The sequence below is a fragment of the Pseudomonas sp. D1-1 genome (assembly GCF_051132225.1).
In the GTDB taxonomy this organism is placed as follows: domain Bacteria; phylum Pseudomonadota; class Gammaproteobacteria; order Pseudomonadales; family Pseudomonadaceae; genus Aquipseudomonas.
In genome coordinates, this window is the sequence record NZ_CP071676.1 from 1,291,163 (window position 1) to 1,316,097 (window position 24,935).

General features: G+C 62.1%; 22 protein-coding genes. 3 read left to right on the forward strand and 19 right to left on the reverse strand.

Annotated elements, in window-relative coordinates:
* Positions 1 to 132: 132 nt before the first annotated feature.
* Genes copD through J3P86_RS05680 form a run of 4 tightly spaced genes read right to left on the reverse strand, consistent with a single transcriptional unit; the run spans position 133 to position 4,144 of the window.
* The gene (gene copD / locus J3P86_RS05665) at positions 133 to 993 is read right to left on the reverse strand and encodes a copper homeostasis membrane protein CopD (protein ID WP_434700604.1); all 861 of its coding nucleotides are present in this window, start codon (positions 991 to 993) and stop codon (positions 133 to 135) included.
* 55 nt (positions 994 to 1,048) lie between these two features.
* Positions 1,049 to 1,435 (reverse strand): copper homeostasis periplasmic binding protein CopC, encoded by a 387-nt coding sequence (gene copC, locus J3P86_RS05670; RefSeq protein ID WP_434699626.1) that lies wholly within the window; start codon positions 1,433 to 1,435, stop codon positions 1,049 to 1,051.
* Between the two features lie 53 nt (positions 1,436 to 1,488).
* Positions 1,489 to 2,391 carry a copper resistance protein B gene (locus J3P86_RS05675; protein ID WP_434699627.1) on the reverse strand — a complete coding sequence of 301 codons (903 nt, stop codon included), beginning with the start codon at positions 2,389 to 2,391 and terminating at the stop codon, positions 1,489 to 1,491.
* A 10-nt stretch (positions 2,392 to 2,401) separates the two neighbouring features.
* Positions 2,402 to 4,144: a copper resistance system multicopper oxidase gene (locus J3P86_RS05680; RefSeq protein WP_434699628.1), complete on the reverse strand. Its 1,743-nt coding sequence runs from the start codon at positions 4,142 to 4,144 to the stop codon at positions 2,402 to 2,404.
* Between the two features lie 316 nt (positions 4,145 to 4,460).
* On the opposite strand from J3P86_RS05680, the gene nadA reads away from it, so the two are divergent.
* Positions 4,461 to 5,519: a quinolinate synthase NadA gene (gene nadA, locus J3P86_RS05685; protein WP_305496382.1), complete on the forward strand. Its 1,059-nt coding sequence runs from the start codon at positions 4,461 to 4,463 to the stop codon at positions 5,517 to 5,519.
* A gap of 174 nt (positions 5,520 to 5,693) precedes the next feature.
* On the opposite strand, the gene J3P86_RS05690 is transcribed toward nadA, so the two are convergent.
* From J3P86_RS05690 to J3P86_RS05725, 8 genes are all read right to left on the reverse strand, one after another.
* Positions 5,694 to 6,182 carry an RDD family protein gene (locus tag J3P86_RS05690; protein ID WP_434699629.1) on the reverse strand — a complete coding sequence of 163 codons (489 nt, stop codon included), beginning with the start codon at positions 6,180 to 6,182 and terminating at the stop codon, positions 5,694 to 5,696.
* 94 nt (positions 6,183 to 6,276) lie between these two features.
* Positions 6,277 to 6,489, reverse strand: a complete 213-nt coding sequence (locus tag J3P86_RS05695; RefSeq protein WP_003227496.1) for a cold-shock protein — start codon at positions 6,487 to 6,489, stop codon at positions 6,277 to 6,279.
* Positions 6,490 to 6,882: 393 nt separating this feature from the next.
* On the reverse strand, positions 6,883 to 8,007 hold the full coding sequence (gene gcvT, locus J3P86_RS05700) for a glycine cleavage system aminomethyltransferase GcvT (RefSeq protein ID WP_434699630.1): 1,125 nt from the start codon (positions 8,005 to 8,007) through the stop codon (positions 6,883 to 6,885).
* 31 nt (positions 8,008 to 8,038) lie between these two features.
* Complete coding sequence (locus tag J3P86_RS05705; RefSeq protein ID WP_434653519.1) at positions 8,039 to 9,415, reverse strand: L-serine ammonia-lyase; 1,377 nt, start codon at positions 9,413 to 9,415, stop codon at positions 8,039 to 8,041.
* Positions 9,416 to 9,605: 190 nt separating this feature from the next.
* On the reverse strand, positions 9,606 to 12,455 hold the full coding sequence (gene gcvP, locus J3P86_RS05710; RefSeq protein WP_434625721.1) for an aminomethyl-transferring glycine dehydrogenase: 2,850 nt from the start codon (positions 12,453 to 12,455) through the stop codon (positions 9,606 to 9,608).
* 11 nt (positions 12,456 to 12,466) lie between these two features.
* Complete coding sequence (gene gcvH / locus J3P86_RS05715; RefSeq protein WP_434699631.1) at positions 12,467 to 12,850, reverse strand: glycine cleavage system protein GcvH; 384 nt, start codon at positions 12,848 to 12,850, stop codon at positions 12,467 to 12,469.
* 431 nt (positions 12,851 to 13,281) lie between these two features.
* Positions 13,282 to 14,790 (reverse strand): sigma-54-dependent transcriptional regulator, encoded by a 1,509-nt coding sequence (locus J3P86_RS05720; protein ID WP_434625719.1) that lies wholly within the window; start codon positions 14,788 to 14,790, stop codon positions 13,282 to 13,284.
* Between the two features lie 195 nt (positions 14,791 to 14,985).
* Positions 14,986 to 15,891, reverse strand: a complete 906-nt coding sequence (locus J3P86_RS05725; RefSeq protein WP_434699633.1) for a LysR family transcriptional regulator — start codon at positions 15,889 to 15,891, stop codon at positions 14,986 to 14,988.
* Positions 15,892 to 16,003: 112 nt separating this feature from the next.
* On the opposite strand from J3P86_RS05725, the gene J3P86_RS05730 reads away from it, so the two are divergent.
* Both J3P86_RS05730 and J3P86_RS05735 read left to right on the forward strand, forming a co-directional pair.
* Positions 16,004 to 16,882, forward strand: a complete 879-nt coding sequence (locus J3P86_RS05730) for an MBL fold metallo-hydrolase (RefSeq protein ID WP_434699634.1) — start codon at positions 16,004 to 16,006, stop codon at positions 16,880 to 16,882.
* A 199-nt stretch (positions 16,883 to 17,081) separates the two neighbouring features.
* Positions 17,082 to 17,696: an NAD(P)-dependent oxidoreductase gene (locus J3P86_RS05735; protein ID WP_434699635.1), complete on the forward strand. Its 615-nt coding sequence runs from the start codon at positions 17,082 to 17,084 to the stop codon at positions 17,694 to 17,696.
* 9 nt (positions 17,697 to 17,705) lie between these two features.
* On the opposite strand, the gene J3P86_RS05740 is transcribed toward J3P86_RS05735, so the two are convergent.
* The 7 genes from J3P86_RS05740 to J3P86_RS05770 form a co-directional block, all read right to left on the reverse strand.
* Positions 17,706 to 18,035 carry a GlpM family protein gene (locus J3P86_RS05740; RefSeq protein WP_434700605.1) on the reverse strand — a complete coding sequence of 110 codons (330 nt, stop codon included), beginning with the start codon at positions 18,033 to 18,035 and terminating at the stop codon, positions 17,706 to 17,708.
* Between the two features lie 25 nt (positions 18,036 to 18,060).
* The gene (locus J3P86_RS05745; protein WP_305501337.1) at positions 18,061 to 19,341 is read right to left on the reverse strand and encodes a sigma-54-dependent transcriptional regulator; all 1,281 of its coding nucleotides are present in this window, start codon (positions 19,339 to 19,341) and stop codon (positions 18,061 to 18,063) included.
* A 44-nt stretch (positions 19,342 to 19,385) separates the two neighbouring features.
* Complete coding sequence (locus J3P86_RS05750) at positions 19,386 to 21,287, reverse strand: sensor histidine kinase (RefSeq protein ID WP_434699636.1); 1,902 nt, start codon at positions 21,285 to 21,287, stop codon at positions 19,386 to 19,388.
* Positions 21,288 to 21,502: 215 nt separating this feature from the next.
* Complete coding sequence (locus tag J3P86_RS05755; protein ID WP_014339893.1) at positions 21,503 to 22,237, reverse strand: amino acid ABC transporter ATP-binding protein; 735 nt, start codon at positions 22,235 to 22,237, stop codon at positions 21,503 to 21,505.
* Positions 22,234 to 22,905 carry an amino acid ABC transporter permease gene (locus J3P86_RS05760; RefSeq protein ID WP_014339892.1) on the reverse strand — a complete coding sequence of 224 codons (672 nt, stop codon included), beginning with the start codon at positions 22,903 to 22,905 and terminating at the stop codon, positions 22,234 to 22,236. Before J3P86_RS05760 ends, J3P86_RS05755 begins: the two co-directional genes overlap by 4 nt.
* Entirely contained in the window at positions 22,905 to 23,651 is a 747-nt protein-coding gene (locus J3P86_RS05765) for an amino acid ABC transporter permease (protein ID WP_434569610.1), read from the reverse strand. Before J3P86_RS05765 ends, J3P86_RS05760 begins: the two co-directional genes overlap by 1 nt.
* Before the next feature lie 187 nt (positions 23,652 to 23,838).
* Positions 23,839 to 24,753 carry a glutamate/aspartate ABC transporter substrate-binding protein gene (locus tag J3P86_RS05770; RefSeq protein ID WP_434625708.1) on the reverse strand — a complete coding sequence of 305 codons (915 nt, stop codon included), beginning with the start codon at positions 24,751 to 24,753 and terminating at the stop codon, positions 23,839 to 23,841.
* Positions 24,754 to 24,935: the final 182 nt, after the last annotated feature.

Consider the following 24,935-nt stretch of genomic DNA (forward strand, 5'->3'; position numbering starts at 1 on the left):
TTGGCTGGATAAGGCTCCATTTAGGCCAGGGCGCCTTGCGATGGGCAAACTGAAAAATGGCAGGGGCTATTGGAAAATTAAATGCGATATCAAATCGATGAAGGTGCGGCGCATTTGTGGCGAGTATCCAGCTTATTCCATCCCCGGGCTTAACGTCCCCAACCAGGCCACCAGTCCCAGGATGATCACCGCCACACCAAGCTCCAGCAGCATGCTGCGCCGCAGGGCCCTCACCGCGGCTCGGTGCTCGCCGGTCTGTCGGGCCTGTTCCAGCAGCGGGCCCAGGTGAAAACGGTTCAGCGCGGCGAACCCCAGCATGGCCAGGAACAGGCCGAGTTTCAGCATCAGCAGCTGACCATAGGTGCTGTCGAGTAACCCCGCGAAGTTCGTGCCGACGATGAACAGATAATTGGCGACTCCTGTCACAGCGATGACTGCCACAATTACCGCACCGGCCGTGGCAAATCCGCTCAAGGTCCGGGCCAGTACCGCCATCTGAGGTTCGGCCTGCCGAAGCAGCAGGGCAAACGCGGCCAAGGCTCCGACCCAGCCACCCGCTGCCCACAGATGCAGGAAGTCGCTGATGAAATGCCAACTCCGGCGTGCGCCTTCGTCCATGGCGCCGTGCCCTGCCCAGGCCAGCGTCGCCAGAGCCACGGCTCCGCCCAGCATGGCCAGGACCAGGCTGACGGTTGGCGAGCGGCTATCAAGCGTCACGGCGAAACCGGCCAGCAACAACGCCGCCATGCGCAGCGTCCAGCTCAGACCGACATCGGTTTCCAGCACCATCATTTCGAAGTGCGGCCACAGCTCCGCCCACTCCGAAGCTCCGCTCATGGCCCAGGTCATGCACGCCATGGCGCCCAGGGAGAGCAACATCCCAAGCACGGCCGTGGTCGCCAGCAACGACGCGAAAGGCAACACCGCGCCTGACGCCCGCTCCCGACCTCGCAGGCTGTAAAGGCCAAACGCAGCCAGGCCGAACAGCAACATCAGATCCAGGTAGAGGGCAAAGCGCAGCGCGATGTTGATCGAGTCGCTCGTCAACTCACTTCACCTTGAACGTGATATTGCCGGTGATCGGGTGCGTGTCTGACGATACCGCGCGCCACTGCACCTGGTAGGTGCCGGCGGTGAGAGGCGCATGGGGAGTAATGACCATGGTTTTCGGATCATCGCTGCCGGAAACCTTGGCTGGCACGGGCATTGGTGCGTGCGCCGACATGCCGGGCATCCCGGTCATCATCAGCTTGGCGCCGGAAAATTGGGTCACGAGATTTTCGGAAAAGTGCAGCTCGATCTTCGCTGGCGATGCCCCGTCAGCGCCTTCGGCGGGGCTGGAGGACAGCAGTTTCGGATGGGCCTGGGCCAGGCCACTGGCCAACAGGCCGGTGGACAGCGCGGCGGCCATGACAGCGGTTTTGATGAATGACATGCAAGGACTCCTACAGCTTGTTTTTCAGTGATTGATGGAGCAGGGCCAATGCCTCAGAACCACAGGCGCACACCCACTACCAGGCGTGCCTCGCTGCGGTCTTCACCTTCGTCCCGGGCGTAGTCGGCGGTGTTGCCGTAGACGCGGTTCCAGGTCACGCCAACGTACGGGGCGAACTCACGGCGGATTTCGTAGCGCAGCCGCAGCCCCACTTCGGTGTCGGACAACCCCGAGCCGACGCCCCGATCAGGGTCATTCTTGCCGTAGAAGTTGGCTTCGGCGGTGGGCTGCAGAAACAGCCGATTGGTCAGCAGAATGTCGTAGTCGCCCTCCAGGCGCGCCGCGCTCTGGCCATCTTCACCGATGAAGGCGGTGGCCTCGGCTTCGAAGTTGTACAGCGCCATGCCTTGTACGCCGAATGCTGCCCAGGTCTGTGAGTCGCCTGGTTTGAAGTCCTGGCGCACGCCGGCCACCACATCCCACCAAGGGCTGATGGCATGGCCCCAGAGGGCCTGGAGTTCGGCTTTTTCGGTCTTGCCATGGGTGCGCTCGCCTTCGGAGCGCAGCCACAAACGGTCGATGTCGCCGCCGATCCAGCCGGAGGCATCCCAGCTAAGGGCGCTGCCGTCATCGGCGTCTTGCCACTCCAGCTGGTCGATCAGGAAGAATGAGTTGATGGCGCTGTCATGCACCGCGTGGCCACCATGGTCTTCATAGACGGCGGCGCGGTCAGCGGCGGTCAGTTCGGGGATCGGTGTGCGGCTGCTGGTGGGCGCGGCTTGCATGGAATCCATGCCCTGCATCGAGTCCATGCCTTGCATCTGGCTGTGGTCCATTGCCGGCATCTGGCTGTGATCCATGCCGTGCATCGTGTCGCTTGCTGCCCAGGCTGACAGGCTGGTGCCGAGGGCAAGCACAGCCACGGGCAGGGTGGGGGATTTAAACAGGCTGATCATGGTCGGCTCCTCATTCCTGCACCCGGACTTCGCGGAACATGCCCATTTCCATATGAAACAGCAGGTGGCAGTGATAGGCCCAGCGGCCAAGCGCGTCGGCGGTCACTCGATAGCTGCGCCTGGAACCGGGCGGTACGTCGATGGTGTGCTTGCGCACCATGAACTGGCCGTTTTCGTCTTCCAGGTCGCTCCACATGCCGTGCAGGTGGATGGGGTGGGTCATCATGGTGTCGTTGATCAACACGATGCGCAGGCGCTCGCCGTACTTGAGCAGCAGCGGCGCGGCGTCGCTGAACTTCACGCCGTTGAACGACCAGACGAATTTTTCCATGTGCCCGGTCAGGTGCAGCTCGATCGTGCGGCCCGGCTCGCGGCCGTCGGGGTCGGCAAAGGTGCTGCGCAGGTCCGCGTAGGTCAGCACTTTGCGGCCATTGTTGCGCAGGCCCATGCCTGGGTCGTCGAGCTTGGGTTTGACGCTCATGGCCTGCATGTCCACCAACGGATTGTCGTTCTCCGTTTCGGGATGGGTTTGCATCCCGCCCATACCTGGCATGGTGCCGTGGTCCATGCCGGTCATGTCATCCATGCCCTGCATCTGGCTATGGTCCATGTCCCGCATTGATCCGTGATCCATGCCGGCCATGCCCATGTCGTCCATGGTCACCAGCGGCCGTGGGTCCAGGGGCGGTACCGGCGCCGCCAATCCGGCCCGGGTCGCGAGGGTGCCGCGGGCGTAGCCGGTGCGGTCCATGGCCTGGGCGAACAGGGTGTAGGCTTGCTGCGTCGGCTCGATGATGACGTCGTAGGTTTCCGCCACGGCGATTCGGAACTCATCGACACTCACCGGTTTGACGTACTGGCCATCAGAGGCCACGACGGTCATTTTCAGGCCGGGGATACGCACATCGAAATAGGTCATCGACGAGCCATTGATGAAACGCAAGCGGATGCGTTCACCCGGCTTGAACAGGCCGGTCCAGTTCGTGTCCGGTGCCTGGCCGTTCATGAGATAGGTATAGGTGGCGCCACTGACGTCGGCAAGGTCGGTGGGATTCATCTTCATCTCGGCCCACATCTTGCGATCGGCCACGGTGGCGGCCCAGCCGTTCTTGCCGACATCGTCGATGAAGTCGCCGACCGTGCGTTTGTTGTAGTTGTAGTAGTCCGATTGTTTCTTCAGCTTGCGAATGATTTGGGTGGGGTCCTCATCGCTCCAGTCGGTGAGCATGACCACGTAGTCCCGCTCATACTGGAAAGGCTCGGGTTCCCTGGCGTCTATGACCAGCGGGCCATAGACCCCGGATTGCTCCTGGAAGCCGGAATGGCTGTGGTACCAGTAGGTGCCGTTCTGCCGGACCTTGAACTGGTAGACATACAGGCCGCCGGGCTCGATGCCTTTGAAGCTCAGCCCGGGGACGCCGTCCATGTTGGCCGGCAGGAGGATGCCGTGCCAATGGATCGAAGTGCTGTCTTGCAGGCGATTGCGTACGCGCAAGGTCACGGTGTCGCCCTCACGCCAGCGCAGCAACGGCCCGGGAATGCCGCCGTTGATGGTCTGGGCGGTGCGCGGGTTGCCGGTGAAATTGACCGGGCTTTCGCCGATGGACAGGTCGAACTCGGTGCCGCTCAATACGTTGGGCTGGCCCGGGCTGGCAATCGCCCAGACGGGCGAGCGCCACAAGCCCAGGCCACCAAGGATGCCGCCGGCAGTCAGGCCCTTGACGAAGGTTCGCCGGGAAGTTTTCGATTGCATGACGTTTGAAAATCCATCGCTCGATTCAAAGCAGGCACAGGAGCTGGCCCCTGTGCGGGTTGAAAAGAAGATGACACAGCCGGACGCGGCGGGTGATTACATTTCAGTCAGCTTGGCACCACGAGGGAACGGGTGCGTTGCAGTGGCCGGGCACAGGTCAGAATGATCTTTTGCAACGGCGGGATATTCTGTAGCCTTGCCGGCTGCATGCTGTCCCGTGCCTGATTGATACCCACTTTCCCGGCGGTACCCGAGTGGTCCGGAGCCGGGTGTATACTCGACTTTCGCGCAAAACGCGCCCATAGGTCTTGCGAACATGACGCAGATTTCCGAACGCCTTCTGGTCCAGGCCCACCTCGATGCCAAGCAGCCCAAGCCGCTGACGGCCGAGCAAGAAGCCTGGTACCGCGCCGCCATCGCCGCCGAGCTCAAGGCTCAGGACGCGGTGCTGGTTGCGCATTTCTACTGTGACCCGATCATCCAGGCCCTGGCCGAGGAGACCGGGGGCTGTGTTTCCGACTCCCTGGAAATGGCCCGCTTCGGCAACGCCCATCCGGCCAAGACCGTGGTGGTGGCCGGGGTCAAGTTCATGGGCGAGACCGCGAAGATCCTCAACCCTGAAAAACGCGTGCTGATGCCGACCCTGGAAGCCACCTGCTCCCTGGACCTGGGCTGCCCGGTGGATGAGTTCTCGGCGTTCTGCGACCAGCATCCGGAGCGCACCGTGGTGGTCTACGCCAACACTTCGGCGGCGGTAAAGGCCCGGGCCGACTGGGTCGTGACGTCCAGCTGCGCACTGGAGATCGTCGAGAGCCTGATGGACAACGGCGAGACGATCATCTGGGGCCCGGACAAGCACCTGGGGACCTACATCCAGCGCAAGACCGGCGCCGACATGCTGCTCTGGGACGGTGCCTGCATCGTCCACGAGGAGTTCAAGTCCAAGCAATTGGAAGACATGAAGGCGCTGTACCCGGACGCCGCGATCCTGGTGCACCCGGAGTCGCCGACCTCGGTGATCGAGCTGGCGGATGCCGTGGGCTCCACCAGTCAGTTGATCGCTGCGGCGCAAAGCTTGCCGAACAAGACGCTGATCGTCGCCACCGACCGCGGCATCTTCTACAAGATGCAGCAGCTGTGCCCCGACAAAGTTTTCATCGAAGCTCCCACGGCCGGCAACGGCGCGGCGTGCCGCAGTTGCGCGCATTGCCCGTGGATGGCGATGAACACCCTGGAGCGCACACTCCAGGCGCTGAAGGACGGCAGCAACGAGATCTTCGTCGACCCGGCCTTGATCCCCCAGGCGATCCGCCCGCTCAAGCGCATGCTGGACTTCACCCAGGCAGCGCGGATGAAGTTGGCGGGGAATGCTTGAAGCTGAAGAAGCTTGTGAGGCTTTCTGTGGTGAGGGGATTTATCCCCGCTGGGCTGCGAAGCGGCCCTAAAACCTGACACCACGGAGTGCCAGAATGAACGGATGGGGGCCGCTTCGCGACCCAGCGGGGATAAATCCCCTCACCACACTTTATTCCAACCATTCATTAGTAGTCTATTTGGTTTTCTTGGGAATCCGCACCAGTTGCGTATCCGAGTAGATGTCATGCCAGCCGCGCTTGCGCTTGTCGAACAGCGCCCAGATGAAACCCAGCCCCAGCAGCAGCAACGACGCAATCGACACCACGAACCGCAACAGCGCCTGCCACAGGCTGATGGCCGTGCCATCGGCGTTCTGCACGCGAATACACCAGACTTGCATGCCCAGGGTCTGGCCGTTGTGGGACCAGAACTTGGCGAAGAAACCGAACAGCACGAAGAGCAATACGGTGGACAGCAGCGGGTCACCGTCCAATGCTCCGGCGTCAGTGAGGGCGCGCATCTTTTCTTCGCCGATGATCGCCATCTGGATCATCTTGTAGACGCCGCCGGTCACGATCAGCAGTGCCGTGCACAGCAGGAAGTCATAAAACATCGCTGCCAGGCGACGGCCCAGGCCGACGGGGGGGAAATCGCCCTGGGGAGTGAGCAGGTGTTTCGGCATGACGGCCTCGGCTGAAAAAAGAAGCCATTTTACGGATTTGCGCCCATAAAAAAGCCCCTGATATCAATCAGGGGCTTTTTAGTTTGCGAAAGCCTCAGGCCTCGGCTTGAACCTCGTCAGCCTGCATGCCTTTCTGGCCCTGCACAGCGACGAAAGTGACTTTCTGGCCTTCTTTCAGGCTCTTGAAGCCGTTGCCCTGGATGGCGCGGAAGTGCACGAACAGGTCCGGACCGCTTTCAGGGGTGATGAAACCAAAACCTTTTTCGTCGTTGAACCACTTGACGGTACCGCTCTGACGAGTAGACATTTTCTTAATTTCCTTGACGCTAAATTAATGACAGCCTCTTTCAACGCGAAAGAGTACTGGGGCTGGGTTGCAGGAAAGTAAGATGACGTCGAACGGGATGTAGCTAACTTCGTAGGCTACTGCCCAGGTCACGATCCAAGCGACCCATGCAAACACAGTGACGAAACTCTACGCCAACTTCCAATGAAAAAACAACCCCCCTCAAGGGCCCGGATTTGCTCAGCTTGCTGGCGATTTAGATGTTTCGCTGGGGAAGGCTTATTCGAAAGGCTAGTCCAATAGTTCCGCGACGTTATAAGCCCGGTTGAATATCAAACATGCACCTTTTTATGGCGGTTGCGTTACACATTAGTGCACGTTTAACGCAACCGCGTTACTTATAGAAACAGCCAATCAACCACGGTAGTAGCGCTGTGCGACAAATGGCATTTTGCTTACAAGCATGGGCACCTTTTTCCCACGCACAATGGCCCAGACCGGTGTATCCATTGCCACGTAGGCGCTGTCCAGATAGCCCATGGCCAACGGACCGCCCAGCGTCGGGCCAAAACCGCCGCTGCATACGGTGCCGATGTTCTCGCCAGCTTCGTTGACGATCTCCGCGCCCTCGCGCACCGGTGTGCGTTCCTGGGGCAGCAGGCCGACGCGTTTGCGGCTGACGCCGCTCTGTTGTTGGGCGAAGATGGTCTCAGCCCCGGGGAACCCACCGGCGCGGGCACCGTCGGCACGGCGCACTTTGGAAATGGCCCAGAGCAGGCTGGCTTCGATCGGCGTGGTTTCGGTGTTCATGTCGTGGCCATAAAGGCACAGGCCGGCTTCCAGGCGCAGGGAGTCGCGGGCACCGAGGCCAATGGCCGCGACTTCCGGTTCGGCCAGCAGGGCGCGGGCGAGTTTTTCCGCGTCGGCGGCTGGCACGGAAATCTCGAAACCGTCTTCGCCGGTGTAGCCCGAACGGCTGACAAAACAATCCACGCCCAGCAGCGTGACGCGCTGGAACTGCATGAAGGTCATTTTCGCCACGTCCGGCGCCAGGCGCGAGAGTACGCTGACGGCGGCCGGGCCTTGCAGGGCGAGCAGGGCGCGGGCTTCGAACAGCGGTTCGATGCTGCACCGGTCGCCGATTTTCGCTTGCAGGTGGGCCAGGTCCTGATGCTTGCAGGCGGCGTTGACCACCAGGATCAGTTCGTCATTGCCCAGGTTGGCGACCATCAGGTCGTCAAGGATGCCGCCGTTATCGTTGGTGAACATGGCGTAGCGCTGCATGCCCACCGGCAGGTCGATGATGTCCACCGGCACCAGTGTCTCCAGGGCTTTGGCGGCATCGGCGCCGGTCAGGCGGATCTGGCCCATGTGGGACACATCGAACAGCCCGGCCTGATCACGGGTGTGCTGGTGTTCTTTCATGACGCCCAGCGGGTATTGCACGGGCATGTCGTAGCCGGCAAATGGCACCATGCGCGCGCCCAGCTCAAGGTGCAGCGCGTGCAGCGGGGTTTTCATCAATTGTTCGGTGGACATATCAGCTCCTGGAAAATGAAAGTGGCGCGTATCAGCATTCGATGATGTTGACCGCCAGACCGCCGCGGGCGGTCTCCTTGTATTTGCTTTTCATGTCGGCGCCGGTCTGGCGCATGGTGCGGATGACTTTGTCGAGGGAGACGAAGTGATGCCCGTCGCCGCGCATGGCCATGCGCACCGCGTTGATGGCTTTCACCGAGCCCATGGCGTTGCGCTCGATGCAGGGCACCTGGACGAGGCCGCCAATGGGGTCGCAGGTCAGGCCGAGGTTGTGTTCCATGCCGATTTCGGCGGCGTTTTCCACTTGTTGCACGGTGCCGCCCAAGACTTCGCACAGAGCGCCGGCCGCCATGGAACAGGCCACGCCGACTTCGCCCTGGCAGCCGACCTCGGCGCCGGAAATGGAAGCGTTTTCCTTGTAGAGGATGCCAATGGCGGCGGCCGTCAGCAGGAACCGCACCACGCCATCCTCGTTGGCCCCGGGAATGAAGCGCATGTAGTAATGCAGCACGGCCGGAACGATGCCTGCCGCGCCATTGGTCGGCGCGGTGACAACGCGTCCGCCGTAGGCGTTTTCTTCGTTGACGGCCAAGGCATACAGGTTGACCCAGTCGAGCACGGACAACGGATCACGCAATGCCGCTTCGGGGTTCTTGCACAGCTGGCGATGCAGCGCGGCGGCCCGTCGCTTGACCTTCAGCCCGCCCGGCAGGATCCCTTCATTGCGACAGCCGGCCGCCACGCAATCCTGCATGACCTGCCAGATCTTCAGCAGGCCGGCGCGGGTTTCGGCTTCGGGGCGCCAGGCACTTTCGTTGGTCAGCATCACCTGGCTGATGGACAGGCCGTAAGTGGTGCAATGGGCGAGCAGGTCCTTGGCGCTTTTGAACGGGAAGGTCAGGGGCGTTGCATCCTCGACGATACGGTCGGCACCGGCGGCGCCTTCGTCGACCACAAAACCGCCACCCACCGAGTAGTACTCGCGGCTGCGCACTTGCAGCCCGGCGGCGTCGAAGGCGCGGAAGATCATGCCGTTGGGGTGGAAGGCCAACGGTTTGCGGATCATCGCCAGGTGCAGTTTTTCGTTGAATTCGATGGGGTGTTCGCCGAGCAGGTTCAGGCGACCGCTGCTGCGAATCTCCTGGAGCCGGGCGGATACCGTTTCGGTGTCCACGGTGTCCGGGTGCTCGCCTTCCAGGCCCAGCAGCACGGCCTTGTCACTGCCATGGCCCTTGCCGGTGGCACCGAGGGAGCCATACAGCTCGACTTTGACGCTGGCAGTGGTCTTGAGCAGGTCATCACGGCGCAGCCCTTCGACGAACCGGGCCGCGGCACGCATCGGGCCAACCGTGTGGGAGCTGGAAGGGCCGATGCCGATCTTGAACAGGTCGAACACGCTTAACGACATGGTGTTTCTCCGGTTTCTTTTTATGGGATCGACGGTTACAAGGTTTCAAAACTGATTCCCTGTGGGAGCGAGCCTGCTCGCGAAGGCGGCTTGTCAGTCGACATCCATTTGGCTGACACATCGCCTTCGCGAGCAGGCTCGCTCCCACAAGGGAAGTTCGGAGGACGGATGGACCGTCCCCCTTCACAGATCAAGCGTAGCTTTCGATCGACGGGCAGGCGCAGACCAGGTTGCGGTCGCCGAACACGTTGTCGACCCGGCCCACGGGCGGCCAGTACTTGCCTTCGATCAACGACGCCACCGGGTACACGGCCTGTTCGCGGCTGTAGGGGTGAGTCCACTCGCCGACGAGTTCCGCCGCGGTGTGCGGGGCGTTTTTCAGTGGGTTGTCGTCTTTGTCGAGGCTGCCGTTCTCCACCGCGCGGATTTCTTCACGGATGCAGATCATGGCGTCGCAGAAGCGGTCCAGTTCTTCCTTGGATTCGCTTTCGGTCGGCTCGATCATCAATGTGCCGGCCACCGGGAACGACATGGTCGGCGCGTGGAAGCCGAAGTCGATCAGGCGCTTGGCGACGTCATCGACGCTGATGCCGCTGCTGTCCTTGAGCGGACGCAAATCGAGGATGCATTCGTGGGCCACCAGGCCGTTGCTGCCGGAGTAGAGCACCGGGTAGTGCTCTTCCAGGCGACGGGCGATGTAGTTGGCGTTGAGGATCGCCAGTTGCGAGGCGCGCTTGAGGCCGGCGCCGCCCATCATGCGGATGTACATCCAGGTGATCGGCAAAATGCTCGCACTGCCGAACGGCGCCGCGCACACCGCGCCTTCCTTGCGCTCCATGTTCGCATGGCCGGGCAGGAACGGTGCCAGGTGCGACTTGACGCCGATCGGGCCGACGCCCGGGCCGCCACCGCCGTGAGGGATGCAGAAGGTCTTGTGCAGGTTCAGGTGCGACACGTCGCCGCCGAACTTGCCTGGGGCGCAAAGGCCGACCATGGCGTTCATGTTGGCGCCGTCGATGTACACCTGGCCGCCGTTGTCATGAATGATGCCGCAGATTTCGCGGATGCCTTCTTCGAACACGCCGTGGGTGGACGGGTAGGTGATCATCAGCGCGGCGAGGTGTTCGCGGTGTTCGATGGCCTTGGCGCGCAGGTCTTCGATGTCGACGTTGCCACGGGCATCGCACGCGGTCACGACCACGCGCATGCCGGCCATGTTGGCGGTGGCCGGGTTGGTGCCGTGGGCGGAGGACGGGATCAGGCAGATGTCGCGACGGTCTTCGCCACGGCTCTGGTGGTAGGCGCGGATTGCCAGCAGGCCAGCGTACTCACCTTGGGAACCGGCGTTGGGTTGCAGCGACACCGCGTCATAGCCGGTGGCGGCGCAGAGCATCGCTTCCAGCTCGTCGGTCAATTGCTGGTAGCCGGCGCTCTGCTCGGCCGGGGCGAACGGGTGCAGGGCGCCGAATTCGGCCCAGGTCACCGGGATCATTTCGCTGGCGGCGTTGAGTTTCATGGTGCAGGAACCCAGCGGGATCATGGTGCGATCCAGGGCCAGGTCCTTGTCGGCGAGCTTGCGCAGATAACGCATCAGCTCGGTTTCGGAATGGTAGCGGTTGAACACCGGGTGGCTGAGGATCGCCGATTGGCGCACCAGTTCGGCCGGGATGCGGCTTTGCACGCTGGCGGCGAGGGAGGCGAAGTCCGGCAGGGCCTTGCCGTCGGCCAACAGGCTCCACAATGCCTCGATATCAGCCTGGCTGGTGGTCTCGTCCAGGGACAGGCCCAGGCGTTCTGCATCCACCACGCGCAGGTTGATGCGTTGAGCGTGGGCCTTGTCGTGCAGGGCGGCAGTCTGTGCGCCGGTGTGCAGGGTCAGGGTGTCGAAGAAGCTCTCTTGCTCGACGCTCAGGCCCAGCGCGCCCAGGCCCTTGGCGAGGATCGCGGTCAGGTGGTGGATGCGGTTGGCAATCTGCACCAGGCCTTTGGGGCCGTGATACACCGCGTACATGCTGGCGATGTTGGCAAGCAGCACCTGGGCGGTGCAGATGTTGCTGGTGGCTTTCTCGCGGCGGATGTGTTGCTCGCGGGTCTGCATCGCCAGGCGCAGGGCCGGCTTCCCGAAACGGTCTACGGACACGCCGACCAGACGGCCCGGCATGTCGCGCTTGAACGCATCCTTGGTGGAGAAATACGCCGCGTGCGGGCCGCCGAAACCCAGTGGCACGCCGAAGCGCTGGGCGCTGCCGATGGCCACGTCTGCACCGAATTCGCCGGGGGCGGTCAGCAGTGTCAGGGCCAGCAGGTCAGCCGCGACGGCCACCAGGGCATTGGCGGCGTGGAAGCGTTCGGTCAGCTCGCTGTAGTCGAACAGGTCACCGTTGCTGGCCGGGTATTGCAACAGTGCGCCAAAAAAGCCGCTGACGTCGCTCAGTTCGCGTTCATCACCGACCACCACGTCGATACCCAGGGGCTCGGCACGGGTGCGCAGCACGTCGAGGGTCTGCGGGTGGCAATGGCGGGAGGCGAAGAAAGCATTGCTGCCCTTGTTCTTGCTCAGGCGTTTGCAGAAGGTCATGGCTTCGGCAGCGGCGGTGGCTTCGTCGAGCAGCGAGGCGTTGGCGATCGGCAGGCCGGTGAGGTCGCTGATCAAGGTCTGGAAATTCAGCAGCGCTTCAAGACGGCCCTGGGAAATTTCCGGCTGGTACGGCGTGTAGGCGGTGTACCAGGCCGGGTTTTCCAGGAGGTTGCGCAGGATCGGCGCTGGGGTGTGGCAGTTGTAGTAACCCTGGCCGATGTAGGTCTTGAACAGTTGGTTCTTGCCGGCGATGGCCTTGATCGAGGCCAGTGCATCGGCTTCGCTCTGGCCGTCGCCCATGTCCAGCACGCTGGTGCCCTTGATGCTTTCCGGGATGACGCTGGCGCTCAGGGCTTCCAGGGAGTCGAAACCCAGGCGCTCGAGCATGGCTTGCTCGTCGCTGGCCCGAGGGCCGATATGACGGGCGATGAATTCGTTGGCGGTGCCGAGATTTACGGTCATGTCGTGGCTCCTCAGGCTTCGGCGTTGGCTTTGATCAGGCGATCGTAGGCGTCTTGATCCAACAGCTTAGCCACTGCGTCGGCGTCGGTCGGTTTAAAGCGGAAGAACCAGCCTTCGCCCAGCGGATCTTCATTGACCAGTTCCGGGCTGCCGTCGAGCTTGTCGTTCACTTCAAGCACTTCACCGTCCAGCGGCATGTACACACCGCTGGCGGCTTTTACCGATTCAACCGTGGAGGCTTCGTCGCCCTTGGCGTAGGAGTGCAATTCAGGCAGTTGCACAAAAACCACGTCGCCCAATGCGTTCTGCGCGAAGGCGGTAATGCCTACGGTGACGCTGCCGTCTGCTTCGGTGCGCAGCCATTCGTGATCTTCAGTAAAACGCAACTCGCTCATGGAAACTCCTGGGGCCAGATTTCGTCTGGTGGACGCGAAGAAAGGCGCGGGGCTTGGCCCGGCCGAATGGTTATACCCATAGCAAGAATGCGGCCAATGTTTAAAAGTCTTTGTTTATCAATGGACTGGCGGGTTTTACAACATGCTCGGCAGGTTGTGCTGTAGCGAAATCGCTACAGCGTGGCGCCTGGAAAAAATTGTTGTGGGATCAAAGCGTTGCACAGTGCAGGTTAGCGCGAGGTGTATCGATATCGTTCCGCTGTAGCGCTTTCAGTACAGGTAGAGGTCGTTTTTGATGCGATTCTCGACCACAGAACCTCTGTGGGAGCGAGCCTGCTCGCGAAAGCGGTGTGTCAGTCAACATCAATGCCGGTTGATGCACCGTATTCGCGAGCAGGCTCGCTCCCACAAGGGGATGTGGTGCGCTGGGCTTATGGTTTGTTGGAAATACCGTACTTGCGCAACCGATGGGCAATCGCGGTATGGGAGGTCTGCAAGCGACTGGCCAGTTGGCGAGTAGAGGGGTAGTTGGCATACAGCGATTCGAGCAATTGCTTCTCGAACGCTTCGACGGCTTGCTCCAGGCTTTCGACTTCCACATCGCCCTGGCGCGCCACGGAGGTGCCGGCGATGTCGAGGTCGCCGATGTCCACCAGGCTGCTTTCGCAGATGGCGGCGGCGCGGAAGATCACGTTCTGCAGTTGCCGCACATTGCCCGGCCAGCGATTGCCCAGCAATGCCGGATAGGTGCCGGGGGCCAACCGACAGACCGGGCGCTGGATCTGCGCGCAGGCCTGCTGCATGAAATAACGCGCCAGCAGCAGGATGTCCTGGCCGCGCTCACGCAGCGGCGGGACTTCGACGTTGAGCACGTTCAGGCGGTAGAACAAGTCTTCGCGAAACGAGCCTTCGCTGACCATTTTCTCCAGGTTGCGGTGGGTGGCGCTGAGGATCCGCACATTGACCTTGATCTCCCGATCGCCACCCACACGGCGAAAGCTGCCGTCATTGAGGAAACGCAGCAGCTTGGCTTGCAGGTACGGCGACATCTCGCCGATTTCATCGAGAAACACCGTGCCCTGGTTCGCCAGTTCCATCAGCCCCGGCTTGCCGCCGCGCTGGGCGCCGGTGAAGGCGCCGGGGGCATAGCCGAACAGTTCGCTTTCGGCGAGGTTCTCCGGCAACGCGGCGCAGTTCAGGGCCAGGAATGGCGCGCCGTGGCGGGCGCTGATGGCGTGGCAAGCGCGGGCCACCAGTTCCTTGCCGGTACCGGTCTCACCCTGGATCAGCAGCGGCGCATCCAGGGCCGCGACGCGCTGGGCCCGGGCCTTGAGCGTGCGGATCGCCGGGGATTCGCCCAGCAGCGCATCGAAACCCTCGGCGTGGTCGTGATGCAGCGCCGACAGGCGTTCGCCGATGCGGTTTGGCTGATAAAGCGTCAGCAGCGCCCCGGCATCGGTGATGGGCGTGGCGTCCAGCAACAAGGTCTGGCCGTTGAGGGTGATTTCCCGCAGCGGCAGGCGAAAGCCGTTTTCCAGCAGCGCGTCCAGCAGCGCCGTGTCGCCGAACAGCTCGGCCACGCTTTCCCCGGCCGGTTCCCGACCGTACAAGGCGATCAGCGCGGGGTTGGCGAGCAGCACCTTGCCGGCGCTGTCGAGGGCCAGCACCGGGTCGGTCATGGCGGCGAGCAAGGCATCGAGCTGCAAGTGTCGGCGTTGCCCCGGCAGAATGTCCACCACGGTGACCGCCTGCACGCCGCGCACGCTGAACAGTGCCTCGCGCAGTTCGTCGAGCACCTGCGGGCTGAGGGTCGGGGCATCGATGTAGACGTTGGGCGGCACCATCTCCACCGCATCCAGGTTCAAATTGCGCCCACCGAGCAAGGCCAGGACTTCCTGGGTGATGCCGACGCGGTCGATGAAACTGACGTGGATGCGCATGGGGCGGTTTCGGGTTCTGGATTACGAAGGGTGGCAAGTATGCCTTGGGCCGGGGTTTTGGTGAAATCCCGGTCATGTGTCGATTTCCATTGTGGGAGCGAGCCCGCTCGCGAAAGCAGTATGTCAGCCAGCATTGATGTTGGCTGAGACACCGCTTTCGCGAGCAGGCTCGCTCCCACAGGCTCCCCACAGGGCTTATAGCCCGTCATCCCACTCAGGCGTCTCGGGAAACTTCAGCACCAGAAAATCCACCAGGCAACGCAGCGCCGAGGGCATGTGCTTGCGCGATGCATACACCGCATACATGTTCATCAGCCGCGGTTCGGCGTGGGCCAGCAGGCGCACCAGTTCACCACTGCGCAGATAAGGGCCGGCCTGGTAGCTGGGCAGCATCGCCACGCCAGCCCCGGCGATCGTTGCCTGGAGCAGCGTGCTGGCTTCGTTGGCGCTGATGTTGCCCTGCACCGGCACCGCGATCTGTTCGCCGTCCTGCTCGAAATGCCACAAGCTCTTGCCGACGTAGGAATGGGTCAGGCAGTTGTGCCGGCTCAAATCCTCCACCCGTTGCGGTGTCGGCTGCTCGCGCAGGTAACGGGGCGAGGCGCAGATCACCGAGCGGCACACCGTGAGGCGCCGGGCGATCAGGTTGGGATCGAGATCGTTGCTCATGCGGATCGCCAGGTCTATGCGCTCATCCACCAGGTTCACCGTGCGATCGAGCATCTGCAGGTCGACGCTTACCCCCGGGTAGCGCTTGACGAACTCGGCCATGGCTGACGCCAGCTGGGACTGGCCGAACGACGGGCTGGCGGTGATGCGCAGCATGCCCCGGGGCGCGTCTTCCGGCGTGCTGACGGCGGCTTGGATGTCGCCGGACAGTTCGAGCATCTGTCGGCAGCGCGGTAGGATCTCCGAGCCGGCGGCCGTCAGGCTCAGTTTGCGCGTGGTGCGGTGCATGAGCCGAGCACCGACCCAGTCTTCCAGCTCCGCCAGGTACCGCGACACCACCGGTCGCGACAGGTCAAGATGTTCGGCCGCCGCCGATTGGCTGCCCAGGTCCACCACGGTTACGAACACCCGCATTGCTTGTAGACGATCCATGATCTGCCCGCTTTTAGAAACAAACTATGTTCCAGCATCGCATTTTTTGTATCGAGTCAGGCAACTAAGCTCTGTCCATTCCCTTGCGGACCCTTGGACGACGGAGCACAACATGACCGGATTCACCCCAATCAAACGCCTGCTGCTGGCGACCGCCGCCTTGGCCTTCACCGCCCAGGCCTGGGCGGCCGACTTGACGCTCGATGTCTATAACCCCGGCGCCGCGGCGATTTTTCCGGTGACTTCGGTTCTGGTCAGCGGCGACAAGGAGGCAATCCTGGTGGACGCCCAGTTCGGCAAGGCCCAGGCCGAGCAGGTCGTGGAGAAAATCCGCGCCAGCGGCAAACGGCTGACCACGATTTACATCAGCCACGGCGATCCGGACTACTATTTCGGCCTCGAGACCCTGACCTCAGCGTTCCCTGAAGCCAAGGTGCTCGCGTCGGCAGCGACCGTCGAGCACATCCAGCACACCGCCGACGGCAAGTTGAAATACTGGGGGCCGATCCTGAAGGCCGATGCACCGGCCAAGACGCTCGTGCCCCAGGTACTCAAGGGCGACAGCCTGACGCTGGAGGGCAAGCGCTTGCAGATCATCGGCCTCGACGGCCCGCAACCGGACCGCAGCTTTGTCTGGATTCCATCGATCAAGGCAGTGGTTGGCGGCGTGGTGGTGGCGGAAAACATTCACGTCTGGATGGCTGATACCCAGACGCCGCAATCCCACAAGGACTGGCTGGCGACGCTGGCGGGCATTGAAAAACTGCAACCGGCCACGGTGATCCCCGGCCATTACCTGGGTGAAAGTGCCCGCTCCCTGAAGCCGGTGCGCTTCACCGCCGACTACATCAAGGCCTTCGACGAGGAGACCGCCAAGGCCAAGGATTCCGCTGCGCTGATCGCCGCGATGAAACTACGCTATCCCAACCTGGGGGAGGACAGCTCCCTGGAGCTCAGCGCCAAGGTCGCGAAGGGCGAGATGAAGTGGTGACAAACAATCTTTGATCGGGGCGCCGTTGTGGCGAGGGGATTTATCCCCGCTGGGCTGCGAAGCGGCCCCAAAAAGACAGACCGGGATGCATCAGGTTTATGCGGGGTGGGGGCATGGGGACTGCTTCGCAGCCCAGCGGGGATAAATCCCCTCGCCACAAGAGCATGTATTTCAACGTTGCTAACCACTGGAGAACACCATGAGCAAAATCGCAATCATCGGCGCCACCGGCCGGGCCGGCAGCCAGCTGTTGGAAGAGGCCCTGCGACGCGGCCACAGCGTGACGGCCATTGCCCGCAATACGACCAAGATCGGCGAGCGGGTCGGCGTGGTCAGCAAGCAACTGGACGTACTGGACAGCGAGGCGTTGGCCGCAGCAGTCGCCGGCCATGACGTGGTAATCAGCGCCGCGCACTTTGCCACTGTGCCGGCCGATAAGGTCATCGCACCGGTGAAAGCCGCCGGGGTCAAGCGCCTGCTGGTGGTGGGCGGTGCCGGTTCGTTGTTGCTGCCGGATGACAGCCGTGTGATCGACAGCGAGGGCTTCCCGGAGGAATACCTGGCCGAAGCCAGCGCCGGTGCAATGTTCCTCGACGTGTTGCGCAAGGAACAGGACCTGGATTGGACCTTCCTCTCGCCCTCGGCGGAGTTCGTCGAAACCGAGCGCACCGGGCAGTTCCGTGTCGGCAAGGATCACTTGTTGTTCGACCAGGCCGGACGCAGTTGGATCAGCTTTGCCGACTACGCCATTGCGATGATCGATGAAATCGAAACGCCGCAGTTTTCACGGACGCGGTTTACCGTCGGCTATTGATCGCGGGGATCAGCCGTGAAGCCGCACCCAGACGCTGACCAGCACCGTCGCCGCCATCAGCCAGGCGACGGCTGCTACGGCCAATGAAGCTTCGAGGCGCATGCGGTCGACCATCAAGTACAGCGTCGCAAGATAGACGAAGTACGGAATGATCGACCACATGCCGAACACGATGGTGGTCTTCAGGTCGTCCACCGAGCGGCCCTTGCCGACGATGTAGTGGGCGATCAGGGCGAACGTCGGAAACAGCGGCACCAGCCCGGCGATGTAATAATTCCTGGTCTTGGCGAGCATCGCCAGGATGACCACTACGGCCGCGCCGAGCGCCGCCTTGAAAATCAGATCCACAGGTTCGCGTCCCCGGTCAGTGGCTCAAGCCATATTTTTTGACTTTGTCGAACAGCGTGGTCTTGGCCATGCCCAGTTCCTGGCTGGCCTGGGTCAGGTTGCCGCCGCTGCGTTGCAATGCGTCCACCAACAGGTTGCGCTCGAAGGCTTCCACCGCTTCGGCGAAAGCCAGGCCCTGGCTGCCCGCGCTGGCGCCGGACTTCTTGAAAGCGGGCAGGCCAAGGGCATAACGCTCGGCGACGTTGCGCAGTTCACGTACGTTGCCCGGCCAGTCATGGCTCATCAGGTTCGACAGGGTCTGGTTGTCCAGCTCCGGCACCGTGCGGTCGAAGCGCAGGGACGATTGCTGGAGGAAATGCTCGAACAGTTGCAGGATGTCCTCGCGCCGTTCGCGCAGGGGCGGCAGTTCCAGGGTGACCACGTTGAGGCGGTAATACAGGTCGCTGCGGAACTGCCCGGCCCGGCCCATTTCGTCGAGGTCGGACTTGGTGGCGGCGATCACGCGACAATCCACGGCCACGCTCTGGTTCGAACCCAGGCGCTCCAGGGTGCGTTCCTGCAATACCCGCAGCAGCTTGATCTGCAAGGGCAGGGGCATGCTTTCCACTTCATCGAGAAACAGCGTGCCGCCATCGGCGTGCTCGATCTTGCCGATCCGACGTTTGCCCGCACCGGTGAAGGCGTTGGCCTCGTGACCGAAAATCTCGCTTTCGAACAGGTTTTCCGGCAGCCCCCCGCAGTTCAGCGCGACGAACTGTTTGTCGTGGCGTCGGCTGAAATCATGCAGGCAGCGGGCGACCAGCTCCTTGCCGGTGCCGGTTTCGCCCTCGATCAGTACGTTGGCCGAGGTATCGGCGACATTGGCGATCAGTGCTCGCAAATGCTGCATGGCCGGCGAACGGCCAATGATCCGGCCTTCCAGCGAATCGCGTTCGGCCAGTTTCCTGCGCAGCGTTGAAACTTCCCGGGCCAGGCTGCGTTGCTCCAGGGCGCGGCGGGCGACGTCCACCAGGCGTTCGGGAGAGAAGGGTTTTTCCATGAAATCGTAGGCGCCTTTCTGCATGGCGCCGACGGCCATGGAGATGTCGCCGTGGCCGGTGATCAACACCACTGGCAGGCTGCGGTCGCGGGCCTTGAGCCGGGTCAGCAGTTCCAGCCCATCGATGCCCGGCAGCCGGATGTCACTGATGACGATACCTGCAAAATCATCGCCAACCCGTTCCAGGGCCTCTTCGGCGCTGCCCACGCCCACGCAGGGAATGTCTTCCAGGGTCAGGGCCTGTTGGCAGCCCAACAGGACATGGGGGTCGTCTTCGACGATCAGAACGCTCAGGTCGTTGTTCATAGCGGCTCGGCAGGTGGAAGGCTTACCAACGGTAAACTGAGGACAAACGTGGTGCCACCATCGTCCGGGTGCTCGACGCCCAGGTGCCCGCCCGCGGCGGCGCACAGGCTCGCCGAAAGCGTCAGGCCGAGGCCCAGGCCTTGTTCGCCGGGCTTGGTGGTGAAGAAAGGTTCGAACAGATGCTTGCGTGCCTGCGGATCGATGCCGTGGCCGTTATCGCGCACCCGCAGGCGGTATTTGCCATCGCTCATCTCACCGGCGAGCCACAGTCTTGGCTCGGGTTGGACTTGCATCGCGTCCAGGGCGTTGCCAATCAGATTCACCAGAATCTGCTCCAAGCGTGTCTGGTCGATTTGCAGCTGGACGTCTTCGAAAGCTGTCTGTGTCTGGACGCCAAGTTTTTCCAGACGCGCCCCGAGCAATTGCAGCGCGGCCTCGACGGCCTTGCCCAGGCTGGCCCGGCCTTTGTCGTCACCGCGCCGGGCAAAGGCACGCAGGCTGGCGGTGATCCGGCCCATGCGATCGATCAGGTCGTTGATGGTCCTGAGGTTGGCGCTGGCAATGTCCAGTTGGCCGCGCTCCAGGAAGCGCACCGTGTTGCCGGACAACGTGCGCAACGCAGCCAGCGGCTGGTTGAGTTCATGAGCGATGCTGGTGGACATCTGGCCGATGGCCGCCAACTTGCCGGCCTGTACCAGTTCGTCCTGGGCGCGGCGCAGGGTCTCTTCCGCTTGCCGGCGTTCGCGGATCTGGCCTTTGAGCCGCTCGTTGCTGGCCCGCAGGTCGGTGGTGCGTTCGGTAATCCGACGTTCGAGCTGGTTGTTGGCTTCCTGCAACGCTTCGCGGGCGGCGAGGCGGGTGGCAATCACCTTGCGCCGCTCGTTCCAGGCGATCAGCAGGAAGGCCACCAGGGCAAACGCCACGGCCACCAGGATGCCCTGGTTGATCGCTTGGCGGCGCAGGTCTTCAAGCGGGGTGAGCAAGGTGAAATTCCACGGCGTGTCGCTCAACGGCCGGGTTTGCGAGAGGTAGCTGGTGGCCTGCTGGTCGGCGGCGATTTCGGTATTGGCGGGGAAGGTCAGCTTCTCCATGCCTTCGGCCAGTTGCTCGCGGGCCAAGGGGATCAGTTCGTTCAGCGGGAACCAGTAATATTGCAGGCTGCGGGCCAGGCGTTCCTTGGTTTCGTCGCTCAGCGGCCGTACGGACTTGAGCCGTCGCGCCGGATCGCTGGAGAGGATGATGATGCCGTTCTCGTCGCTGACGAAGGCTTCCAGGCGTGCTCGCTGCCAGCGTTCCTCCATGGCTTCGAGACGCACCTTGACCACGGCCACGCCGATGATCTTGCCCCTTTCTTCCAGCCCATGGGCCAGGTAGTAGCCCGGCTCGCCGTTGGTGCTGCCGATGCCGTAGAAGCGTCCCGGCTGGCCGCGAACGGCGTTCTGGAAGTAGGCGCGAAATGACAGGTCTTCGCCCAGGTAACTGTCGACGTCGCGCCAGTTGCTGGTGGCCATCACCCGGCCGGTGGTGTCCATGACATAGATGGCCCGGCTACGGCTGCGCCGATTCAGGCCTTCGAGGTATTCATTGACGGTCTTGCGGTGCTCGGGTGTCGGGTCGTCGAGCAGTTTCGAGACGCTGGATTCAAGTTCCAGCAGGCTGGGCAGATAGGTGTATTTGCTGATCTCGCTTTCCACCGCACGGGCATGCAGTTCCAGCTGGCGTTCGCCATTCTCGGCCAGGCCGCGAATGCCGTAGTGCTCGCTGATCCAGAAGCCGAGGTAACCCAGGCCGATCATCAGCGCAATGACCAGCGGCGGCAGGAACAGGTGGCGGATCAGGCGGGGTTTCACGGCAAGTGATGGCGGCGCGGCGCGATAGAGGGTGGGGTCGCATTTCATCACAGAAGCCTTGGGTCAACCAGTGAGGCGGCGATTGCCCTTCAAACGCGGTCCCGTGGCGAGGGAGCTTGCTCCCGCTCGGCTGCGAAGCAGTCGCAAAACGGCTAATGCGGTATGCCTGATACATCGCATTTGCCGGATTTGGGGCCGCTACGCGACCCAGCGGGAGCAAGCTCCCTCGCCACAAGGGCAAGCGCGTCTAAAGAAGGCGACGCTTAATGCTGCAGGATTTTCTCAAGGAAATGCTGCGCGCGTTCGGAGCGGGCGCTGATGTCGCCGAAGAACTCTTCCTTCTCGCAATCCTCGATGATCTGGCCCTGGTCCATGAAGATCACCCGGTTCGCCACTTTGCGGGCGAAGCCCATTTCGTGGGTCACGCACATCATGGTCATGCCTTCGTGGGCCAGTTGCACCATCACGTCCAGCACTTCGTTGACCATTTCCGGGTCGAGGGCCGAGGTCGGTTCGTCGAACAGCATCACCACCGGGTCCATCGCCAGCGCACGGGCAATCGCCACGCGCTGTTGCTGGCCGCCGGAAAGCTGGCCCGGGTGCTTGTGGGCGTGGGCGGACAGGCCGACGCGCTCAAGCAGTTGCAGGCCTTTTTTGGTGGCTTCTTCCTTGCTGCGGCCCAGCACCTTGATCTGCGCGATGGTCAGGTTTTCGGTGATGGTCAGGTGCGGGAACAATTCGAAGTGCTGGAACACCATGCCCACCCGCGAACGCAGTTTCGGCAGGTTGGTCTTCGGGTCGGCGATGGAGGTGCCATCGACCACGATGTCGCCTTTCTGGAACGGCTCCAGCGCGTTGACGCACTTGATCAGCGTGGACTTGCCCGAACCCGACGGCCCGCACACCACCACAACCTCACCCTTGCTGACCTCGGTGCTGCAATTGGTCAGTACCTGGAAGTCCCCATACCACTTGTTGATGTTCTTGATAGAGATCATACGGCGAACCTTTTTTGCAGACGCTTGACCAGCAGCGAGGCGGCAAAGCTGATTGTGAAGTACACGAGACCTGCGATGATCAGGAACTCATTGGAGCGGCCGATGATGTCGCCATTGGCCCGCGAAGCATTGAGGAAGTCCACCAGGCCGACGGTGTAGACCAGCGAGGTGTCCTGAAACAGGATGATGCTCTGTTGCAGCAACAGCGGGGTCATCTTGCGAAACGCCTGGGGCAGGATGATCAGGCGCATGACCTGGCCATAGTTCATGCCCAGTGCCTGTGCCGCGCCCATCTGGCCCTTGGGGATCGACTGCACGCCGGCCCGGACGATTTCGCAGAAGTAAGCCGCCTCGAACATCATGAACGCCACGACGCAAGAGCCGAACGCGCCGATCGGCGTGTCTTCACCGGTGATCCAGCGCAGCACGAACGGCACCGCCAGGTAGAACCAGGTGATGACCAGCAGCAACGGGATCGAGCGGAAATAGTTGACGTAGGCGCCAGCGATGTTGGAGACCAGCTTGTTGTGGGACAGGCGCATCAGCGCCAGGATCGTCCCCAGGATGATCCCGCCAACGACACCCAGGGCCATCAGCTTGAGGGTCATCACCATGCCGTTCCACAAACCGGGAATGGCCGGGATGATGCCTGTGAAGTCGAATTCCATTATTTACCCCCCACGGAGATCAGGCCGGGCACCGCGACTTTCTTCTCGACCATGCGCATGAGCAGCATCAGGCTCATGTTCAGGGTAAAGTAGATCAGCGTCGCCAGGGTAAAGGCTTCGAACAGGTTGGCCGAGAATTCGGCGGTCTGCTTGGTCTGCGCGAGCAGCTCCATCAGGCCGATCAGCGAGGCCACGGAGGAGTTCTTGAAGACGTTGAGAAATTCCGAGGTAAGCGGCGGAATGATGATCCGGTAGGCCTGGGGCAACAGCACGTTCCAGTAGATCTGCGGCAGCTTGAAGCCCATGGCGCGGGCGGCGGCTTCCTGGCCGCGTGGCAGCGCCTGGATGCCGGTGCGCACCTGCTCGCAAACCCGTGCGGCAGTGAACAGGCCCAGGCAGACGACGACGCTCAGGTAGGCCGAGGTGGTCGGGTTGAGGTCCTGCTTGTACCATTCCTGCATGTCGGCGGGCAGCAGGTCCGGCACCAGGAAGTACCAGATGAACAGCTGCACCAGCAGCGGCACATTACGAAAGAGTTCCACGTAGCAAGTCGCGATGCCCGACACCAGCCGGTTCGGCACGGTGCGCATCACACCCAGGATCGAGCCCAGCAGCAGGGCGATGATCCAGGCGACGACGGCGATGGCTATGGTCCAGCCCAGGCCGGCCACGTACCAGTCGAGATAGATCTCGCTGCCCACGCCGGTGGACTTGAAGAACACGCCCCAGTCCCAGTTGTAATTCATCAGGGTCTCCCCTCAGATCGATCGATGTACAAATATCTGCAGGGGGAAGTCCTTTCCCGCCCAATCTTGAGAATCGGGCACACACCGACGGCTCGACCGCACCGTTCGAGTGGTTCCTTGGATGCCAGCAGGGAATGACACACTCCTGGAAGGGCAGGCCCTTCCAGGAGGTAAGGTTAGTCAGAAATCAGGATTTCTTGTCGTCAGCCGCTTTATCGGTCGGCGTGGCGATCAGTGCCTTGAGTTCGTCGCTCATCGGGAAATTGAGGTTCAGGCCTTTTGGCGGGATCGGTTGCATGAACCATTTTTCGTAGATCTTGTTGATCTCGCCCGACGCGTAGGTGGCCTTGATGGCGTCATCGACAACCTTTTTGAACGGCTCGTCGCCCTTGCGCACCATGCAGCCGTAGATTTCGTAGGATTGCGGAGTACCGGTGACGGCCCAGTCATCGGCCTTCTTGGCCTTGGCGGCTTCGCCGGCCAGCAGCGCGTCGTCCATCATGAACGCGACGGCACGACCCGATTCCAGCATCTGGAAGGATTCGCCGTGGTCCTTGGCGGAGATGACGTTCATGCCCATCTGCTTGTCGGCGTTCATGGCCTTGAGCAGGCGCTCGGACGTGGTGCCGGCTGTGGTCACGACGTTCTTGCCCTTGAGGTCGTCGAAATCCTTGTACTTGGAGTCTTTCTTGGACAGCAGCTTGGTGCCGATCTCGAAGATGCCAACGGAGAAGGCGACTTGTTGCTGGCGCTCGACGTTGTTGGTGGTGGAGCCGCACTCCAGGTCCACAGTGCCGTTCTGTACCAGCGGGATACGGGTTTGCGAGGTGACCAGGTTGTACTTGACCTGCAGGTTCGGCACATCCAGCTCTTTTTTCAGAGCTTCGACGACTTTCAGCTGGATGTCGTGGGAGTAGCCGACCGGTTTGCCGGAAGCGTCCGCGATGTAGGAAAACGGAATGGAGGCGTCGCGGTGGCCGAGCGTAACGACGCCGGACTCTTTGATCTTTTTCAGTGTGCCGGTCAGTTCGGCGGCGAAGACCGGAGTGCTGATGAGAGCGGCAGCAACGGCTGCGCCCAGGAGATGGGGAACGATGCGCATCGATGTTTCCTCGACATTGTTTTTTTTGTATTCGGCCGGTTCACCGGCCCTGAGTGCTTCGAATGCCTGGCAGCTCCTGTTGTGTTGGCGTACAGGCGTTCGTCTCCACGAGTGTAGAGCATGACTCGTGCCAGGCCAGTGGCGATTGGTTAACACTATGTTTTTAAAAGAAATTAATGTTT

Bases quoted from the DNA above. Each gene is read 5' to 3' on its own strand.
- copD (WP_434700604.1), bottom strand. From the start codon at position 993: ATGTTGCTGTTCGGCCTGGCTGCGTTTGGCCTTTACAGCCTGCGAGGT.
- copC (WP_434699626.1), bottom strand. From the start codon at position 1,435: ATGTCATTCATCAAAACCGCTGTCATGGCCGCCGCGCTGTCCACCGGC.
- J3P86_RS05675 (WP_434699627.1), bottom strand. From the start codon at position 2,391: ATGATCAGCCTGTTTAAATCCCCCACCCTGCCCGTGGCTGTGCTTGCC.
- J3P86_RS05680 (WP_434699628.1), bottom strand. From the start codon at position 4,144: ATGCAATCGAAAACTTCCCGGCGAACCTTCGTCAAGGGCCTGACTGCC.
- nadA (WP_305496382.1), top strand. From the start codon at position 4,461: ATGACGCAGATTTCCGAACGCCTTCTGGTCCAGGCCCACCTCGATGCC.
- J3P86_RS05690 (WP_434699629.1), bottom strand. From the start codon at position 6,182: ATGCCGAAACACCTGCTCACTCCCCAGGGCGATTTCCCCCCCGTCGGC.
- J3P86_RS05695 (WP_003227496.1), bottom strand. From the start codon at position 6,489: ATGTCTACTCGTCAGAGCGGTACCGTCAAGTGGTTCAACGACGAAAAA.
- gcvT (WP_434699630.1), bottom strand. From the start codon at position 8,007: ATGTCCACCGAACAATTGATGAAAACCCCGCTGCACGCGCTGCACCTT.
- J3P86_RS05705 (WP_434653519.1), bottom strand. From the start codon at position 9,415: ATGTCGTTAAGCGTGTTCGACCTGTTCAAGATCGGCATCGGCCCTTCC.
- gcvP (WP_434625721.1), bottom strand. From the start codon at position 12,455: ATGACCGTAAATCTCGGCACCGCCAACGAATTCATCGCCCGTCATATC.
- gcvH (WP_434699631.1), bottom strand. From the start codon at position 12,850: ATGAGCGAGTTGCGTTTTACTGAAGATCACGAATGGCTGCGCACCGAA.
- J3P86_RS05720 (WP_434625719.1), bottom strand. From the start codon at position 14,790: ATGCGCATCCACGTCAGTTTCATCGACCGCGTCGGCATCACCCAGGAA.
- J3P86_RS05725 (WP_434699633.1), bottom strand. From the start codon at position 15,891: ATGGATCGTCTACAAGCAATGCGGGTGTTCGTAACCGTGGTGGACCTG.
- J3P86_RS05730 (WP_434699634.1), top strand. From the start codon at position 16,004: ATGACCGGATTCACCCCAATCAAACGCCTGCTGCTGGCGACCGCCGCC.
- J3P86_RS05735 (WP_434699635.1), top strand. From the start codon at position 17,082: ATGAGCAAAATCGCAATCATCGGCGCCACCGGCCGGGCCGGCAGCCAG.
- J3P86_RS05750 (WP_434699636.1), bottom strand. From the start codon at position 21,287: ATGAAATGCGACCCCACCCTCTATCGCGCCGCGCCGCCATCACTTGCC.
- J3P86_RS05755 (WP_014339893.1), bottom strand. From the start codon at position 22,237: ATGATCTCTATCAAGAACATCAACAAGTGGTATGGGGACTTCCAGGTA.
- J3P86_RS05760 (WP_014339892.1), bottom strand. From the start codon at position 22,905: ATGGAATTCGACTTCACAGGCATCATCCCGGCCATTCCCGGTTTGTGG.
- J3P86_RS05765 (WP_434569610.1), bottom strand. From the start codon at position 23,651: ATGAATTACAACTGGGACTGGGGCGTGTTCTTCAAGTCCACCGGCGTG.
- J3P86_RS05770 (WP_434625708.1), bottom strand. From the start codon at position 24,753: ATGCGCATCGTTCCCCATCTCCTGGGCGCAGCCGTTGCTGCCGCTCTC.